General features: G+C 68.1%; 14 protein-coding genes and 1 pseudogene. 7 read left to right on the plus strand and 8 right to left on the minus strand.

All coding sequences use genetic code 11. The features are described 5' to 3' along the window. The first annotated feature begins 1 nt into the window (after position 1). The 4 genes from M2165_RS17325 (at position 2) to M2165_RS17340 (ending at position 4190) form a co-directional block, all read left to right on the plus strand. Entirely contained in the window at positions 2-547 is a 546-nt protein-coding gene (locus M2165_RS17325; protein ID WP_280815824.1) for a TRAP transporter small permease, read from the plus strand. Next, positions 544-1845: a TRAP transporter large permease subunit gene (locus tag M2165_RS17330; RefSeq protein ID WP_280815825.1), complete on the plus strand. Its 1302-nt coding sequence runs from the start codon at positions 544-546 to the stop codon at positions 1843-1845. Before M2165_RS17325 ends, M2165_RS17330 begins: the two co-directional genes overlap by 4 nt. Positions 1846-1899: 54 nt before the next feature. Continuing rightward, on the plus strand, positions 1900-2910 hold the full coding sequence (locus M2165_RS17335; protein ID WP_280815826.1) for a TRAP transporter substrate-binding protein: 1011 nt from the start codon (positions 1900-1902) through the stop codon (positions 2908-2910). A gap of 83 nt (positions 2911-2993) precedes the next feature. After that, positions 2994-4190: a mandelate racemase/muconate lactonizing enzyme family protein gene (locus tag M2165_RS17340; protein ID WP_280815827.1), complete on the plus strand. Its 1197-nt coding sequence runs from the start codon at positions 2994-2996 to the stop codon at positions 4188-4190. Positions 4191-4332: 142 nt separating this feature from the next. Here M2165_RS17340 and M2165_RS17345 read toward each other — a convergent pair whose 3' ends face one another. Continuing rightward, on the minus strand, positions 4333-5346 hold the full coding sequence (locus M2165_RS17345; protein ID WP_280815828.1) for an endonuclease/exonuclease/phosphatase family protein: 1014 nt from the start codon (positions 5344-5346) through the stop codon (positions 4333-4335). Positions 5347-5525: 179 nt separating this feature from the next. Between M2165_RS17345 and M2165_RS17350 the strand changes: the two genes are divergently transcribed. Continuing rightward, a complete protein-coding gene (locus M2165_RS17350) occupies positions 5526-5957 on the plus strand; it encodes a hypothetical protein (RefSeq protein WP_280815829.1) in 432 nt (143 codons plus the stop codon). Positions 5958-6069: 112 nt separating this feature from the next. On the opposite strand, the gene M2165_RS17355 is transcribed toward M2165_RS17350, so the two are convergent. Together M2165_RS17355 and M2165_RS17360 are read right to left on the minus strand one after the other, a co-directional pair. Further along, positions 6070-7845: a DEAD/DEAH box helicase gene (locus tag M2165_RS17355; protein ID WP_280815830.1), complete on the minus strand. Its 1776-nt coding sequence runs from the start codon at positions 7843-7845 to the stop codon at positions 6070-6072. 235 nt (positions 7846-8080) lie between these two features. After that, the gene (locus M2165_RS17360) at positions 8081-8860 is read right to left on the minus strand and encodes an SGNH/GDSL hydrolase family protein (RefSeq protein WP_280815831.1); all 780 of its coding nucleotides are present in this window, start codon (positions 8858-8860) and stop codon (positions 8081-8083) included. A 331-nt stretch (positions 8861-9191) separates the two neighbouring features. Here M2165_RS17360 and ettA point away from each other — a divergent pair. Continuing rightward, positions 9192-10854, plus strand: a pseudogene (ettA, locus tag M2165_RS17365) (energy-dependent translational throttle protein EttA). A 136-nt stretch (positions 10855-10990) separates the two neighbouring features. Here the strand turns inward: ettA and M2165_RS17370 are convergent. Genes M2165_RS17370 through M2165_RS17385 form a run of 4 tightly spaced genes read right to left on the minus strand, consistent with a single transcriptional unit; the run spans position 10991 to position 14361 of the window. Next, entirely contained in the window at positions 10991-11458 is a 468-nt protein-coding gene (locus tag M2165_RS17370) for a carboxymuconolactone decarboxylase family protein (RefSeq protein WP_280815832.1), read from the minus strand. Continuing rightward, positions 11373-11873: a MerR family transcriptional regulator gene (locus tag M2165_RS17375; RefSeq protein ID WP_280815833.1), complete on the minus strand. Its 501-nt coding sequence runs from the start codon at positions 11871-11873 to the stop codon at positions 11373-11375. Before M2165_RS17375 ends, M2165_RS17370 begins: the two co-directional genes overlap by 86 nt. A gap of 34 nt (positions 11874-11907) precedes the next feature. Continuing rightward, the gene (locus tag M2165_RS17380) at positions 11908-13302 is read right to left on the minus strand and encodes a TAXI family TRAP transporter solute-binding subunit (protein WP_280815834.1); all 1395 of its coding nucleotides are present in this window, start codon (positions 13300-13302) and stop codon (positions 11908-11910) included. Positions 13303-13308: 6 nt separating this feature from the next. Further along, positions 13309-14361, minus strand: a complete 1053-nt coding sequence (locus M2165_RS17385) for a P1 family peptidase (protein WP_280815835.1) — start codon at positions 14359-14361, stop codon at positions 13309-13311. Positions 14362-14457: 96 nt separating this feature from the next. Here M2165_RS17385 and M2165_RS17390 point away from each other — a divergent pair, with 96 nt between their 5' ends. After that, on the plus strand, positions 14458-15750 hold the full coding sequence (locus M2165_RS17390; protein ID WP_280815836.1) for an FAD-dependent oxidoreductase: 1293 nt from the start codon (positions 14458-14460) through the stop codon (positions 15748-15750). 12 nt (positions 15751-15762) lie between these two features. Here M2165_RS17390 and M2165_RS17395 read toward each other — a convergent pair whose 3' ends face one another. After that, positions 15763-16239, minus strand: a complete 477-nt coding sequence (locus tag M2165_RS17395; RefSeq protein ID WP_280815837.1) for a DUF411 domain-containing protein — start codon at positions 16237-16239, stop codon at positions 15763-15765. Between the last annotated feature and the right edge of the window lies 1 nt (position 16240).

Consider the following 16240-nt stretch of genomic DNA (forward strand, 5'->3'; position numbering starts at 1 on the left):
GATGAAGAGAGCAATCGACGGGTTCTTCCGCGTGCTGGAATTCCTCGTGGTCGTGTGCATGGTGGCGATGGTCGTCATGGTGTTCGGCAACGTGGTGCTGCGCTACGGCTTCAATTCGGGTATTTCGGTCTCCGACGAGATGTCGCGCTACTGCTTTATCTGGCTCACCTACATCGGCGCCATGGTGGCCATGCGCGAAGGCGCGCACCTGGGCGTGGACACGATGATCAAGCACCTGCCGCGCACGGGCAAGAAGGTCTGCTTCTTCCTGAGCCAGTCGCTGATGCTGTTCTGCAACGTGCTCTTCTTCATGGGCACCTACGAGATGCACGAGCTGCAGGTCACCAACGTCTCGCCCGTGGTCGGCATCTCGATGATCTGGATCTACGGCATCGGCTACGTGGTGGCGGTGGTGATGGGCATCTTCAACATCGACAAGCTGTGGCGGCTCTTCACGGGCAGGGTGCCCGACCAGGAACTGATCCAGGTCATGGAATCCGAAGAGCAGGTGCTCGAGGTGGCCGCGCACGGGAAGGTGGCCCAATGACCGTCACGATCTTCGTCGTCTCGCTGCTCGGTGCCATGGCGCTGGGCATTCCGATCGCCTACTCGCTGCTGGTGTGCGGCGTCGCGCTGATGGCGTGGCTCGCGGGCACCGGCGGCCTGCCGGCCTTCGACAGCCAGATCATCGCGCAGCGCTTCGTCGACGGCGCCGACAACTTCCCGCTGCTCGCAGTGCCATTCTTCCTGCTGGCGGGCGAGTTCATGAACGCGGGCGGGCTGAGCCGGCGCATCGTGAACCTGGCGATGGCATGGGTCGGCCACTACCGCGGCGGCATGGGCTACGTGGCGGTGCTGGCCGCGATCATCATGGCCTCGCTGTCGGGTTCGGCCGTGGCCGACACCGCGGCGCTCGCCGCGCTGCTCATTCCGATGATGAAGGCCGCCGGCTACCAGGTGAACCGCTCGGCCGGCCTGATCGCCGCGGGCGGCATCATCGCGCCCGTCATTCCGCCGTCGATCGGCCTCATCGTGTTCGGCGTGGCCGGCAACGTGTCGATCACCAAGCTGTTCCTCGCGGGCATCGTGCCGGGCGTCCTGATGGGCCTCGCTGTGGGCGTCGCCTGGTGGCTCGTGGCCAAGAAGGAGAACGTCAAGTCCTCGCCGCGCGTGCCCTGGGGCGAGCGGCTCAAGGTCACGGCGCAGGGCGGTCTGGCGCTGGCGCTGCCGGTCATCATCATCGGCGGCATGAAGTTCGGCATCTTCACGCCGACCGAAGCGGCCGTGGTGGCCGCGGTCTATTCGCTGCTGGTCGGGCTCTTCGTCTACGGCGAGCTGAAAGTGCGGGACCTCTACCGCCTCACGCTCGCGGCCGGCAAGACCACGGCGGTGGTGATGTTCCTCGTGGCGGCCGCGATGGTCAGCGCCTGGCTGATCACCGTGGCGAACATCCCGGCCGAGGTGGTGTCGCTGCTCGAGCCCTTCCTCGACAACAAGATCCTGCTGATGTTCGTGATGATGGTGCTGATCGTCATCGTGGGCACGGCGCTCGACTTCACGCCCACGGTGCTGATCCTCACGCCGGTGCTGATGCCCGTGGTGCTCAAGGCCGGCATCGATCCGGTGTACTTCGGCGTGCTGTTCATCATGAACAACGCGATCGGCCTGATCACGCCGCCCGTGGGCACGGTGCTCAACGTGGTGAGCGGCGTGGCGCGCATCTCGATGGACGATGCGTTCAAGGGCGTGATGCCCTTCTTCATCGCCCACCTGGTGGTGCTGTTCGCGCTGGTGTTCTTCCCGCAGCTCGTGACCGTTCCGCTCCAGTGGTGGATGGGGCGGTAATTTTTCCCCGGTCAGTTTTTCAATCAACCAACCTCGCAATCGAAGGAGACAAGCATGTTGTTTCGCAGAACCCTGATGACCGCCGCCCTCGTGGCCGGCGGCCTGCTGGCATCGACCGGCGCGCTCGCGCAGTTCGCCGAGCGCACGATCAAGTTCACCAACGGCGTGAACGAGGACCACCCGGTGGGCGTGGGCGTGAAGAAGATGCAGGAGGTGCTCGCCGCCAAGACCGGCGGCAAGATGAAGATCGTGGCCTTCTGGGGCGGCGCCGCGGGCGGCGACCTGCCGGCCACGCAGGCGCTGCGCGCGGGCACGCAGGAGATGGTGTGCACCTCCAGCTCGCCGCTCGTGGGCATCGTGAAGGAACTCGGCGCCTTCGACCTGCCGTTCCTCTTCGCCAACGAGAAGGAAGCCGACGCGGTGCTCGACGGCCCCGCGGGCGAGTACTTCAACAAGAAGCTCGAAGCCGCCGGCCTCGTGAACCTGGCGTACTGGGAGAACGGCTTCCGCAACCTCACCAACAGCAAGAAACCGGTCGCGAAGGCCGAGGACTTCGAAGGCGTGAAGCTGCGCGTGATGCAGAACAACATCTTCCTCGACTCATTCAAGACGCTGGGCGCCAATGCGGTGCCGATGGCCTTCGGCGAGGTGTTCACCGCGCTCGAGACCCGCACCATCGACGGCCAGGAGAACCCCTTCGTGACCATCGAGACCTCGAAGTTCAGCGAAGTGCAGAAGTACCTGAGCGTCACGCGCCATGCGTACACGCCGTTCCTGATCCTCTACAGCAAGAAGCTCTGGGACCAGCTCAACCCGCAGGAGCAGGCCGTGCTGCGCGAGGCCGCGAAGGAGGGCCAGAAGGTCCAGCGCGAAGCCAACCGCGCGCTCAACGAGAAGTCGCTCGCCAACCTGCGCAAGACCATGACGGTCAACGAGGTCTCGGCCGCCGAGCAGAAGCGCATGCTCGAGAAGGTCAAGCCGGTGTACGACAAGAACGTGCCGACCATCGGCGCGGAAGCCGTGGGCGTGGTGACCGAAGCGCTGAAGAAGGCCCGCGGAGGCTGACGAGGCCCCGGCATGCGCTGAGCCTTTGCAGGAGCCGCGCGGCGCGAGCCGCCGCGGCTCTTTTTCTTTTCCGGAATCCTTTCATGAAAATCACCCAAGTCGAAACCATACGGCTCGGCGAGTTTCCCAACATCCTCTGGGTCCGCCTGCACACCGACGAAGGCCTGGTCGGCCTCGGCGAGACCTTCATGGGCGCCGAGGCGGTCGAGGCCTACCTGCACGAATGGGCCGCGCAGAAGCTGCTCGGCGCCGATCCGCTGCAGATCGAGGCGCGCAACCGCGACATCACGGGCTATCTCGGATGGCGCGGATCTGGCGTGGAGACGCGTGGCAACTCGGCCGTCGACATCGCGCTGTGGGACCTGTTCGGCAAGGCCGCGAACATGCCGGTGCACACCGCGCTCGGCGGCAAGAGCCGCGACGCGATCCGCATCTACAACACCTGTGCCGGCTACCAGTACATCCGCAGCGCCGCCAACCAGACCAGTTCCAACTGGGGGCTCGCGAACAACAACGGCCCCTACGAGGACCTGCAGGGCTTCCTGCACCATGCCGACGAGCTGGCCGAGTCGCTGCTCTCCGAAGGCATCACGGCGATGAAGATCTGGCCATTCGATCCCGCGGCCGAGAAGAGCCACGGCCAGTACATCAGCAACGCCGACCTCGACACGGCCCTCGAACCCTTCCGCAAGATCCGCAAGGCCGTGGGCGGCAGGATGGACATCATGGTCGAGTTCCACAGCCTCTGGCGGCTGCCGATGGCGCAGAAGATCGCGCGTGCGCTCCAGGAGTTCGACACCTTCTGGCACGAGGACGCGATCCGCATGGACAGCCTCGACCTGCTCAAGCAGTATGCGAAGGACTGCCAGGCGCTCGTCTGCGCGAGCGAGACGCTGAGCTACAAGTGGGGCTTCAAGGACTACCTGCAGACCGGCGTCGCCGGCGTCGCGATGCTCGACCTGAGCTGGTGCGGCGGCCTGACCGAGGCGCGCAAGATCGCCGCCATGGCCGACGCCTGGCAGCTGCCCGTGGCACCGCACGACTGCACCGGCCCGGTGGTCTGGGCCGCGTCCACCCACCTGAGCCTGCATGCGCCCAATGCGCTGATCCAGGAGAGCGTGCGCGCCTTCTTCACCGGCTGGTACAAGGAGCTGGTCACCGAACTGCCGAAGGTGGAGAACGGCATGATCAGCCTCAACGACAAGCCCGGCCTGGGGCTCGAGCTGCTGCCCGACCTGCACAAGCGGGCGGATGCGATGGTGCGTGTTTCCAAGGTCTGAAAGTTGGAGCGGACAGCCGGACGCAGAAGTCGAAAAAATCTCGCAGAAGCCGCAAAGGAACGATCAGAAAAGAACCAGTTTTGCTTCTGCGACTTCTGCGCGCTTTTGTCTCTCTTCTGCGTTCGGCTGCCCGATCCCGCATTCAGTCCGTCCGCAGCCGCAGCAGCGCCCGCACGAAGCCGTGGTCCGAGCGTGACCGGTCGCGGCCTTCGTGCAGGTGGTCGTTGAAGTAGTCGACCCGGCGCACGTCGCCCAGGCTGTTGCGGCTCGTCGCCACGAACTCCTCGCTCACGAAGATCTGATCGAGCACGGCCGGGAACCCCTGGTGGATGTGCGAATAGGCCACATCCTTCTTGAGCGCCGACTCGCCCTGCATCTCGTAGGCGTTGAACAGCGCCACGTCGCGCGCGGCCTTGTCGTAGGCCACCTCCGAAGTCGCCGCCACCAGCTGCGTGGTGACGCTGTGCGGATCGTCGTTGAAGTCGCCCATCACCACCAGCGGATCGCGGGTGCGTTCGAGCAGGTCGATCACGATGCAGCGCAGCGCGGCCGCCTCGGCGCCGCGCATCAGCAGCGAGCGCAGCGACGCCATCACGCCGACCTTGCGGTCGTCGCGGTCCTCGAGCGGCCGGCCCTCTGCATCGAGCAGGAACTTCGGCCGCTTGGACTTGAGATGCACCGTCAGCACATGCACCTGCTGCCCGTGCTTCATGCGCACCGTGACGAGGAACGGCGGCCGCTCGAAGCGCGCGTGCACCCCGAGGCCCGGCACCTCGACCGCAAAGCCGGGCGGAAAGTCCACGAAGGACTGCGCATGCTCGACGTGCAGCCGCGTCGCGATGCCGACCCGCGGCGTGCCCTGCGCGCCCGCGAGCGGCGGCGTGTTCTCCGCGCCCGGCACCGAGACGAAGTCGTAGCGCAGACCGCTGCGCGCGATCGCGGCCTTGAGCGCGCTTTCGTCCCAGACCTCCTGCACCGCGAGCACGTCGGCATTCAGCGCGCGGAAGCGCTCGCCGGTCCACTCGACCTTGCGCTCGTAGTCGCGCGCGTCGTAGGGGTCCTGGTTCTCGTAGTACACGCGGTGCGGGTTGGCGAGGTTCAGCAGGTTGCAGGTGGCGACGAAGAGGGTGGCGTAGTTGGGCGGGATATAGGGCATGGGGCGGATTGTGGCCGGGCCCGTCCGGGCGCGGACGGAAACACGATCTGCGCAGATTTGTGCCGCAGCTGACAAAACGGCTCGGAAATGTGTTGGATTTGCGCGTGTCTCGATGGGACACGTGCAGTCGTGAAAGGAGAATCCAGCATCGAATTCTTTTGCCGATGGGAGGAAATCTGATGAAGTTTCGATCGACCTGCGCGGTGCTGCTCGCGGCCGCCCTGCTCGCGGCCTGCCAGTCCGCCCCGCTGTACGAGCCCGGGCGGCGCGCGCTGATCGCGGCCGAAGAGGACGAGGAACGCACCGAGGTCGGCCAGCCGGTGCCGGGCACCGCGTTCGCCAAGCTCCGGCCGAGCATGAGCTACGCCGAGGTGATCCGCATCGCGGGCAAGCCGAACGCCGAGACGGTCAGGAACACCGGCAAGGCCTGGATCCCGACCTACAACGGAACCGACCGCTGGCGCCACTACCTCGCCTACAAGGGCCAGGGCGTGCTGGTCTTCGCGGGCGCCGCAGGCGGCGAGATCGCCGAGATCTCGCGCACCCGGGCCTACACGCCCGACGTGCTGATCCAGATCGTGCACAACCCGGCTGACAGCGGGAAGCTCTGAAGCGCGCCGCCGCAGCGCTGACTCGCGAAGAGGCCGCGGCTAAAAAGAACAAAGGGCACCGAGGTGCCCTTTTGTTTTATGGCCAGCGCGGACGGTTCGTCCGCACTTGACTTCAGCGACCGAACGAACGACCGCCGCCGCCCGAGCGGCCGCCGCCGCCATAGCCACCGCCGCCACCACCCGAGCGGCCACCGCCACCCGAGCGATTGCCGCCGTAGCCACCGCCGCCCGAACGGCCGCCGCGTCCGCGGCCGCCGCCCATGTGGTCGACGCTGGTGCGCAGCGGATCGGGCTGGCCTGCGCCGCCCGCGACCGCTTCGGCGCGCAGATGCGCCACCTGGTTGGCCTGCGTCGGGCTGTGGCTGTTGCCGTGGTGGCGCGGCTGGCGCTCCTCGTGCGGCAGGTGGCCCTGCGGCGCATGCTGATGCGGTGCGTGGTGCGGCGTGCGGGCCGGACCCTGCGGACCGCGGCCCTGGGCCGGGCGCGGGCCCTGGCCGCGCGGACCCTGGCCCTGTGCCTGACCGCCTGCGTTGGCATTGCGGCCTTGCTGGCCGCCGCCCCCGCGGCGCTGGCCACCGCCATTGCCGCCGCCACCCTGGCCGGCCTTGTTCTCGCGCATGCGCTGCAGCATCTCGGTGCGCGCGGCCTTCGCGGCCGCCTGCATCACTTCGCGGCTCGGCGGACGACCGGCACCGCCCCAGATCGTCTGGCGACCCATGGCGATTGGTTCGGCGCGCTCGCCTTCTTCAGGACCGAAGCCTTCGATGAACTGCACGGGGATCGTCTGCTTGGTGAAGCGCTCGATCTCCTGCATGAAGCCTTCCTCGTCCATGCAGACGAAGCTCACGGCCTCGCCGCTCGAGCCGGCGCGGCCGGTGCGGCCGATGCGGTGCACGTAGTCTTCGCTGACGTTGGGGATCTCGTAGTTCACCACGTGCGGCAGCTCGTCGATGTCGATGCCGCGGGCCGCGATGTCGGTGGCCACGAGCGCGCGGATCTCGCCGCTCTTGAAGCCGGCCAGCGCCTGCGTGCGCGCGCTCTGGCTCTTGTTGCCGTGCAGCGCCATCGCCTCGATGCCGTTCTTGGTCAGGAACTCGGCCACGCTGTTGGCGCCGAACTTGGTGCGCGTGAACACGAGCACCTGGCTCCACTTGTTCTCGTTGATGATGTGCGCGAGCAGCGCCTTCTTCTTGCCGCGGCCCACCGGATGGATCACCTGCGTGATGCGCTGCACGGTGGTGTTGCGCGGCGTGACCTGGATGCTCTGCGGGTTCCTGAGCAGCGTGGCCGCGAGATCGCGGATCTCGTCGCTGAAGGTGGCCGAGAACAGCAGGCTCTGCTTTTCCCTGGGCACCAGCGCGAGGATCTTCTTCACGTCGTGGATGAAGCCCATGTCGAGCATGCGGTCGGCTTCGTCGAGGATCAGCATCTGGACCTGGCTCAGGTCGAGCATGCCTTGCTGCTGCAGGTCGAGCAGGCGGCCGGGCGTGGCCACGAGGATGTCGACGCCGCTCTTGAGCTTGCTGATCTGCGGGTTCATGCCGACGCCGCCGAAGATCACGGTCGAGCTCAGCTGCAGGTACTTGCCGTAGGTGCGCACCGATTCCTCGACCTGCGCCGCGAGTTCGCGCGTGGGCGTGAGCACGAGGGCGCGGACGCCGACGCCGCCGAACTTGTTGGTCGCGCGACCGCCTTCGCTGAGCTTGTGCAGCATCGGCAGCGTGAAGGCGGCCGTCTTGCCGGTGCCGGTCTGGGCGCCGCCGAGCAGGTCGTGGCCCTCGAGCACCGCGGGGATCGCCTGCGCCTGGATGGGGGTGGGGGTGTCGTAACCGTGCTCGTGCACAGCCTTCAAGATGGCAGGGGCCAGCTTCAGTTCGTCAAAATTCATTGGAAACAATAAGCGCCATACACGGCGCAGTGGCATCGGCCCGCTTGGCGTCTGGGTGACGCCGAGCCAGTCAAGGCAGATGAAGGTCAGGGGTGGGAGCCGGAAAGTCCAGCCTCGCAAGAGGGTTGCCGAAAGGCTGATGGATTTTCTTCGTCCCCGGCAGAGAGCCGGCGTTGCGGGCAACTGGACCCGGCAACGTCGCTATTGTCGCACGAGTCCGGCGAAACGCCTCGGGCTACCTGCATTGGGTCACGCGATCCAGGGTCGAGAGCAGTTTCTCGAACAGCCGGTTGCTGTAGTCGAGGTTGGGATGGATGCCGTCCTGCAGGTCGTCGCGGCCGTCGAAGCGCACCGAGCCCCAGTCGACGAAGGCCACCTTCATCTGGGCTGCCGTGATGCGCGTGAGTTCGTCGTACTGGTCGCGCCGGATCAGCTCCGCGTCGTTGATGTACAGCGCGGGCGTGGCAACCTGCCGCGAAAATCCGGTCAAGATGGGCTCGCGCCCTTCGGATCGCGCCTGCTCGAGCATGGATTTCAGCGTATGGACGAACAGTCTCGCATCGACGTTGCGCCAAGCATCGATCACGCCGTTTTCGATCACAACCCAGCGGCCGCTGCGTGGAAGTCCATTGAATTCGCGGCGCAGGTCTGTCAATAGCGTTCCGGGTATGGAATGGTCGATGAAAGTCAGGTAAGGATGCTTTCTCTGCAGCGCTGCCAGCGGTCTTTCCGCCGTACCGTTATTCGCCATGATGCTGTCCCCATAGACGTCTATTGTGCAGTCGAGCACTGTCATTGACGCAGCCGAAGATGTGGCCGGTGCTGCGACGCTCAGATCGTTAGCTTGAAAGCTTGGCGGCGAAGAGACCGCGGTGGGGCTCGTCCCGCCACCGCCGCCGCAGCCACATAGCGTGAACAATCCGGCGCAGATCAGCGCCACTAGCTTGGATGAGGTCGCGCGGCGAGGCGCGTGCAACGAAGACTGCGTCCCGCGCAGCCTGACTTCTTTGGACATTTTGCTTCCCTGTTGAGCGATTGATTCGCCGGATTTCGGCGCCTCATCGGCCGTGCTTCGAGCGCGCAGCAGACTCTGTGACTTGAGCCTACCAACGCTGTCCGGGAGCGTTCCGGCGTGCAGGGTTGCGGATGCGGATGTTTTTCACGGATGGTGCTGCGAAAATGCAAAGATCCGATCGCGAATCAGTAGGGATTTTTCAATTGCGGCCAGATTCAGGCCCGAGCTTCATGGCTTTGACCACAAGAGCGAGTCGAGGCCGGCGGCAGGCCCTCCACCGTCGCCCGGCATAATTTCCCCCAAAGCTCCAACCGATTTCACCCAAAGAACCATGGCTCAATACGTCTATTCGATGAACCGTGTCAGCAAGACCGTGCCGCCCAAGCGGGCAGATCTTGAAGGACATTTCCCTCTCCTTCTTCCCGGGCGCCAAGATCGGCGTGCTCGGCCTCAACGGCTCGGGCAAGTCCACGCTGCTGAAGATCATGGCCGGCGTCGACAAGGAGATCGAGGGCGAAGCCCTGCCGATGCCGGGCCTCACCATCGGCTACCTGGAGCAGGAGCCCAAGCTCAATCCCGAGCACACCGTGCGCGAGTCGGTCGAGGAATCGATGGGCGCGGTCAATGCGGCCAAGAAGCGCCTCGAGGAGGTGTACGAGCTGTACGCCGCCGAAGACGCCGATTTCGACGCGCTGGCGGCCGAGCAGGCCGAGCTCGAAGCCGTCATTGCCACCGCCGGCACCGATTCCGAGCACCAGCTCGAGATCGCCGCCGACGCGCTGCGCCTGCCGCCGTGGGACGCCAAGATCGGCCTGCTTTCGGGCGGCGAAAAGCGCCGCGTCGCGCTGTGCCGCCTGCTGCTGTCGAAGCCCGACATGCTGCTGCTCGACGAGCCGACCAACCACCTGGACGCCGAATCGGTCGAATGGCTCGAAGTGTTCCTGCAGCGCTTTCCGGGCACCGTGGTGGCCATCACCCACGACCGCTACTTCCTCGACAACGCCGCCGAGTGGATCCTCGAACTGGACCGCGGCCGCGGCATTCCATGGAAGGGCAACTACAGCACCTGGCTGGAGCAGAAGGGCGAGCGCCTGGCGCAGGAGCAGAAGAGCGAGGAAGCCCACGCCAAGGCCCTGAAGAAGGAACTCGAGTGGTCGCGCCAGAACCCCAAGGCGCGCCAGGCCAAGAGCAAGTCGCGCCTGGCCCGCTTCGAGGAGCTGAGCGACGTCGAATACCAGAAGCGCAACGAGACGCAGGAAATCTTCATTCCCGTGGCGGAGCGCCTGGGCAGCCAGGTGATCGAGTTCAAGAACGTCACCAAGTCCTTCGGCGACCGCGTGCTGATCGACAACCTGAGCTTCAACATCCCGGCCGGCGCGATCGTCGGCATCATCGGCCCGAACGGCGCCGGCAAGTCGACGCTGTTCAAGCTGATCGCGGGCAAGGAAACGCCGGATTCGGGCGAGGTCGTGATCGGCCAGACCGTGAAGATGGCCTTCGTCGACCAGACGCGCGATGCGCTGGCCGACCAGAAGACCGTCTGGGAAGACATCTCGAACGGCCTCGACATCATCAACGTCGGCAAATTCCAGATGGCCAGCCGCGCCTATGCGGGCCGCTTCAACTTCAACGGTGCCGACCAGCAGAAGAAGGTCGGCACGCTGTCGGGCGGTGAACGCGGCCGCCTGCACCTGGCCAAGACGCTGATCGCGGGCGGCAACGTGCTGCTGCTGGACGAGCCCTCGAACGACCTCGACGTGGAAACGCTGCGCGCGCTCGAAGACGCCCTGCTCGAATTCGCCGGCAGCGTGCTCGTCATCAGCCACGACCGCTGGTTCCTCGACCGCATCGCCACCCACATCCTCGCGGCCGAAGGCGACAGCCAGTGGACCTTCTTCGACGGCAACTACCAGGAGTACGAAGCCGACAAGAAGAAGCGCCTGGGCGAAGAGGGCGCCAAGCCCAAGCGCATGCGCTACAAGGCCTTGAAGTAGGTCCACCCCCATGCGGCTCACTTCGTGTAGCCGCTCCCCCTCAAAGGGGGCAACACCTGCGGCCCGGCGAAGCCGGTTCCGCGGTGTTCCCGGTTTGGCCGCACCCCGTTCTGAGCGGGTCGGCGCGGGAAGCCGCTCAGGCCGTCTCCGTCGCAGCGCGTGGTTCCTGTCCGGACCGCGCGCTTTTTTCATCGTCCGCCGCGAACACGTCGCGCGCCGCGAAGAGGCCGTTGAGCGCGGCCGGGAATCCCGCGTACACCGCCATCTGCATCATGACCTCGACCACCTCGTCGCGTGTCACGCCCACGTTCAGCGCGGCCTGGATGTGCACCTTCAGCTGCGGCGTGGCATTGCCCATGGCGGTGAGCGCGGCCACCGTCGCGATCTCGCGGGAGCGCAGGTCGAGGCCGGGGCGCGAATAGATGTCGCCGAACGGGAACTCGATCACCAGTCGGCCGAAGTCCGGAGCGATGCCGGCCAGGCTCTCGACCACCTTGACGCCGCCTTCGCCGTCGATCTCATGAAGCTTGGCCAGGCCACGCGCGTAGCGCTGGCTTTCGCCCTGAACCGGGTCTTGCCGTTGTTGTTGTTGTGTGTTCGTCATCGCTCGTCTTTCCTTTCCGGGCCTTGCCCGACAGAGGAGGACGCTCGTTCGTCTTCTCGACCTTGCGGTAGTGGTCGATCTTGAGCGACAGCGCCTGCATGGATTGCTGCAGCGCCGCCACCTTGGCCTGAACCTCGGCCAGATGCCGCTCGAGCATCTCGCGCCGTTCGCCGACGCTGGCGTCCCCCTGGCTTCGAAGCCTGACGAAGGCCTGCATGCCCTGGATGGACATGCCGGTCTCGCGCAGGCGCAACAGGAAGGCCAGCAAGTCCATGTCCGCGCTCGCATAGCGGCGCTGGCCGCCGGGTGCGCGCGGCACCGCGGCGAGCAGGCCGATGCGTTCGTAGTAGCGCAGCGTGTCGGCCGAGAGGCCGGTGCGCCGCGCGACTTCCGCAATGGTCAGTGGGGCTTCCATGGCGTGAATTCTCGAAGTTGGAGCGCGCTCCAGGTCAAGCGGTTTTTGCGGCTTCGGTCGAAGCTGCCGCGCGCGGCGCGAAATCGCCCGGCTGCGGCCAGCGCATCTGCACGCGCTTCTGCACCGTGTGGATGTTGTTGCGCAGCGCATAGAGCTCGTCGGCGTAGGACAGCGGCACCGCCACCTTGTTGACCACGCGGTCGAGCTCGTCGAGCTCCTTCAGCAGCTCGTCGCGCTCGCCCTGCCGCGCATCGACCTTGGCCTCGATGTCGCGCAGCCGCGCGTACCAGCGGAACACGCGCCGCCGCACGCGGAACTGGTAGAGCGGCGGCACCACGCGGCTCAGCGGCAGCATCAGCACCAGCAGGCCGCCGAGCACCAGCCACATGCGTTCGATCAGGTTGCTGGCCCAGAAGGGCAGGTAGCGCTGCCAGAACGGCGGCGTGCCGTTGATCGCCCGGTCGCCCTCGGGGCTCACCGGCAGTTCGCTGGTGCGCGTGTTGGGGAAGTCGCGCGCGCGGTTGAACCAGCCCGCATCGCTGTGCACGCCCTGCGCGGCCTGGGCGAACAGCTGCCGCAGGGCCGAATGCGTGTGCTCGCGCGACAGCAGCGAGGTCGTGGCGGCGAGCAGCGCGACGTCGGACGCGGGCAGGTCGCGCGCGAGGTCGACCACGCCGCGCGGCAGCGTGACCGCCGAGAGGAACGGAAAGCGGCGCGAGTACGCATCGGCCTGGCCGAAGTCCATCAGCTTGATGTCGCCCGCGCGCAGCAGCCGCTGCACCTGCGGCGATTCGGGCGCCGAGGCCAGCACGATCGCATCGAGCAGGCCCGCCTGCAGCGCCTCGGTGGCCGCCGCCTGCTCGAGGTTCGAGAGCTGCATCGCGCCCGCTTCGATGTGGTTGGCGCGGAAGAGCCTGTCCATGATCTCGGGCAGCCCGCTGCCCGGCATGTCGACGTTGACGCGCAGGCCGCGCAGCTGCGTGAGCGAAGTCAGCGTGCCTGTCTTGCGGTCGATCTTCTGCGCGGAATCGGCGCGGTAGAAGAGCCAGATCGGCTCGAAGAACAGGCTGCCGAGCGAGGTGAGGCCGGCTTCCTCGTCGGCCACCGGGTCGGCGCTGCCGCCGCGCACGAAGCCGACGTCGGCGCCGCCGTTGCGCAGCAGCTCCAGGTTCTCCGAGGAGCCCGAGGTCGCCTTCAGTTCGACCTCGATCCCGCTCGCCTTCAGCAGCTCGGCATAGCGCTTGCCGAACTGCGAATAGGCGCTGCCGGTGGGCCCGGTGGCGAGCGTCACATGCCGCGGCGGCTGCGGGTCGAGCCACCAGTAGGCCGCGATCAGCAGGCCGATCACGAGGAAGACGACCGGTCCCGCGGAGGCGATCAGGTCGCGGATGGACAGCAGGATCAGCTTCAGTGTCTTGGGCATCGCCATGGGGAATCAGCCTTTCGCTGCGGCCAGGTCGGCCGCGCAGGGAACATGCAGTTCGCCGACGGTGACCGCGCGCGCGGCCAGCACGGCGCGCAGCGTGGCGCGCGCCACCGCCTCGGCGGCCATGGTGCCGAGCACCGTCATGCCGGGCCGGGCTTCGGCGCCGGGGCCGTCGAGCGGCACGCGGCCGGTGGCGAGCGCGAACAGCGTGTCGCCGTCGCTCATCGTGTGCACCGGGTTGATCGCGCGCGCGAGGCCGTCGTGCGCGACGTTCGCGAGGCGGCTGGCCTGCACCTTCGTGAGCACGGCGTCGGTCGCGACCACGCCGATCGTGGTGTTGGTGCCGGCGAGCAGCGGTCGCGGCGCATCGCCCTGCAGCAGCGCGCGGCGGGTGTCGCGCAGCGCGCGGCCGTCGTCGGTGCGGGCGCCGGCCACGGGCCGCGCGGTGTCGGGGTCGATCACGTCGCCGAGCGCGTTGACCGCGATCAGCGCGCCCACCGTCACGCCGCTCACGGTGACCGAGGCGGTGCCGATGCCGCCCTTCATCGCGCAGTGCAGGCCGAACAGCTTGCCCACCAGCGCGCCGCTGCCGGCGCCCACGTTGCCTTCGGCCGGCATGGCGGCGCGGGCCGCTTCGCAGGCCGCGTAGCCCGCGGCGGCATCGGGGCGGATGCGGGCGTCGCCCATCGGCAGGTCGAACAGCACGGCGGCCGGCACGATCGGCAACGTGCCGAAGCGCACGTCCATGCCGATGCCGCGTTCCTCGAGCCAGCGCATCGCGCCCTCGGCCGCCGCAAGGCCCCAGGCGCTGCCGCCCGCGAGCATGACGCCGTGCACCTGCTGCACCAGGTTGCCGGGCGAGAGCAGGTCGGTCTCGCGCGTGCCGGGCGCCGCGCCGCGCACGTCCACGCCGGCCACCGCGCCCTCGCGCGCGAGGACCACGGTGCAGCCGGTGGGCCGGCGCGTGTCCGAGAAATGGCCGACCTCGATGCCGGGAACGTCGGTGATGGCGCCGGAAGACGGCGGCGCCGAAGCGGAAGGTGCGGAGGACGGGAGGGGCATGGCGGCCGATTATGGGACGGCGTCCGCCGAGCCTGTTTACGCGATGTAAGGAGCGCGGGCGCCGCCGCATCGTGCCGCAGGCCCTACGATCGCCGCATGACAGTCGAAAGCAATTCCGCCACCGGCGGCGCCGCGCGCCACGTCGTGGTGATCGGCGCGGGCGCCGTGGGCAGCGCCACCGCCATCGAAGCGCTGCGCGCGGGCCTGCGCGTCACGGTGATCGAGCCCGGCGAACCCGGCGGCCCGCAGGCCACGAGCTACGGCAACGCGGGCTGGTTGTCGTCGCATTCGGTGGTGCCGCCCGCGCTGCCCGGCGCATGGCGCAAGGTGCCGGGCTGGCTCGCCGATCCGCTCGGTCCGCTCGCGGTGCGCTGGCGCCATCTGCCGCGCGCGCTGCCCTGGCTGCTGCGCTATCTCGCCTCGGGCTGGACCGAGGCGCGCGTGCAGCGCACGGCCGATGCGCTGCGCACCCTGCTGGCCGACGCGCCGGCGCTGCATGCGCGGCTCGCGGGCGAGGCCGGCGTGCCGCAGCTCATCGAGCGGCGCGGGCTGTTGCATGCCTATCGCTCGCGCGCGGAGTTGGAGGGCGATGCGCTCGCCTGGCGCGTGCGCGGGCGCACCGGCGTGCAGTGGGAGGAATGGTCCGCGGCGCAGTTGCGGCAGCGCGAACCCGACCTCGATGCGCGCTACACGCTCGGCATCTTCGTGCCGGAGGCGGGCCACTGCCGCAACCCGGGCGCCTACGTGGCCGCGCTCGCGGCCCATGCGCAGGCGGCCGGCGCCGGGCGGGTGGCCGCGCGTGCGACGGGTTTTCGCATCGAGGGCGGCCGGCTGCGTGCGGTGCGCACCGAGGCCGGCGAGATCGCCTGCGATGCCGCCGCCATCTGCGCCGGCGCGCGCTCCGGGCCGCTGGCCGCGGCGGCGGGTTCGCCGGTGCCGCTCGAATCGGAGCGCGGCTACCACGTGGTCGTCGAAGGCACCACGGCCGGGCCGCGCACGCCGATGATGGTGGCCGACGGCAAGCTCATCGCACACTGGATGGACGGGGGCCTGCGCGCGGCGGGACAGGTGGAGATCGGCGGGCTCGAGGCCGCGCCCGACTGGCGCCGCGCCGAGATCCTGCTGCGTCATCTGCGCGCGATGTTCCCGGCGCTGGCGTCAGCGCCGGCGGCTTCGGCGAAGCACTGGCTCGGCCATCGGCCCAGCCTGCCCGACGGGCTGCCCTGCATCGGCAGCGCGGCGGCGAGCGCCGACGTGGTGCTCGCCTTCGGACATGGCCACGTGGGCCTCTGCGGTTCGGCGCGCACCGGCCGCCTCGCCGCGCAACTGCTCGCGGGCGCCGCACCGGAGATCGCGCTCGCGCCCTTCGATCCGCGGCGTTTCGGCTGAGGCGCCGAGCGCTCAGCGGTAGCGCTGGTAGACGCTGGCGCGGCCGTCGGCCTGCACCAGCAGCACGTCGTAGGGATCGCGCCGGCCGCCGTAGGCGGGGCCGTCCATCCCCGGCGAACCGATCGGCATGCCCGGCACCGCGAGGCCGACGGCCTTCGGCTTCTCACGCAGCAGCCGCTGGATCTCGCGCGCGGGAACGTGGCCTTCGACCGCGTAGCCGCCCACCACGCCCGTGTGGCAGCCGCCCATGCGCTCGGGCACGCCCAGCCGTGCACGCACGGCCGCGTTGCCGTCGGCGTGCACGCGGGTCGTGAAGCCGTGCGCTTCGAGGTGCTTCACCCAGTCCTCGCAGCAGCCGCAGTTCGGGTCCTTCCAGACCTCGATCGTCGGTGCGGCGGCCGGGGCGGCCGAAACGGCCCAGGGCCATGCCGTGGCCGATGCCAGCCCCAGCATCGGCGCGGCGCGCAGCAGAAGGGTGCGTCTTTGCATC

Origin of the sequence: Variovorax sp. TBS-050B (assembly GCF_029893635.1) — a bacterium.
GTDB lineage: Bacteria > Pseudomonadota > Gammaproteobacteria > Burkholderiales > Burkholderiaceae_C > Variovorax.

What these genes read in the sequence shown, in the direction of transcription:
- M2165_RS17375 (WP_280815833.1), bottom strand. Translation starts at nt 11,873, where the DNA reads ATGGAAGCCCCACTGACCATTGCGGAAGTCGCGCGGCGCACCGGCCTC.
- M2165_RS17345 (WP_280815828.1), bottom strand. Translation starts at nt 5,346, where the DNA reads ATGCCCTATATCCCGCCCAACTACGCCACCCTCTTCGTCGCCACCTGC.
- M2165_RS17325 (WP_280815824.1), top strand. Translation starts at nt 2, where the DNA reads ATGAAGAGAGCAATCGACGGGTTCTTCCGCGTGCTGGAATTCCTCGTG.
- M2165_RS17330 (WP_280815825.1), top strand. Translation starts at nt 544, where the DNA reads ATGACCGTCACGATCTTCGTCGTCTCGCTGCTCGGTGCCATGGCGCTG.
- M2165_RS17360 (WP_280815831.1), bottom strand. Translation starts at nt 8,860, where the DNA reads ATGTCCAAAGAAGTCAGGCTGCGCGGGACGCAGTCTTCGTTGCACGCG.
- M2165_RS17340 (WP_280815827.1), top strand. Translation starts at nt 2,994, where the DNA reads ATGAAAATCACCCAAGTCGAAACCATACGGCTCGGCGAGTTTCCCAAC.
- M2165_RS17395 (WP_280815837.1), bottom strand. Translation starts at nt 16,239, where the DNA reads ATGCAAAGACGCACCCTTCTGCTGCGCGCCGCGCCGATGCTGGGGCTG.
- M2165_RS17385 (WP_280815835.1), bottom strand. Translation starts at nt 14,361, where the DNA reads ATGCCCCTCCCGTCCTCCGCACCTTCCGCTTCGGCGCCGCCGTCTTCC.
- M2165_RS17390 (WP_280815836.1), top strand. Translation starts at nt 14,458, where the DNA reads ATGACAGTCGAAAGCAATTCCGCCACCGGCGGCGCCGCGCGCCACGTC.
- M2165_RS17370 (WP_280815832.1), bottom strand. Translation starts at nt 11,458, where the DNA reads ATGACGAACACACAACAACAACAACGGCAAGACCCGGTTCAGGGCGAA.
- M2165_RS17335 (WP_280815826.1), top strand. Translation starts at nt 1,900, where the DNA reads ATGTTGTTTCGCAGAACCCTGATGACCGCCGCCCTCGTGGCCGGCGGC.
- M2165_RS17380 (WP_280815834.1), bottom strand. Translation starts at nt 13,302, where the DNA reads ATGGCGATGCCCAAGACACTGAAGCTGATCCTGCTGTCCATCCGCGAC.
- M2165_RS17355 (WP_280815830.1), bottom strand. Translation starts at nt 7,845, where the DNA reads ATGAATTTTGACGAACTGAAGCTGGCCCCTGCCATCTTGAAGGCTGTG.
- M2165_RS17350 (WP_280815829.1), top strand. Translation starts at nt 5,526, where the DNA reads ATGAAGTTTCGATCGACCTGCGCGGTGCTGCTCGCGGCCGCCCTGCTC.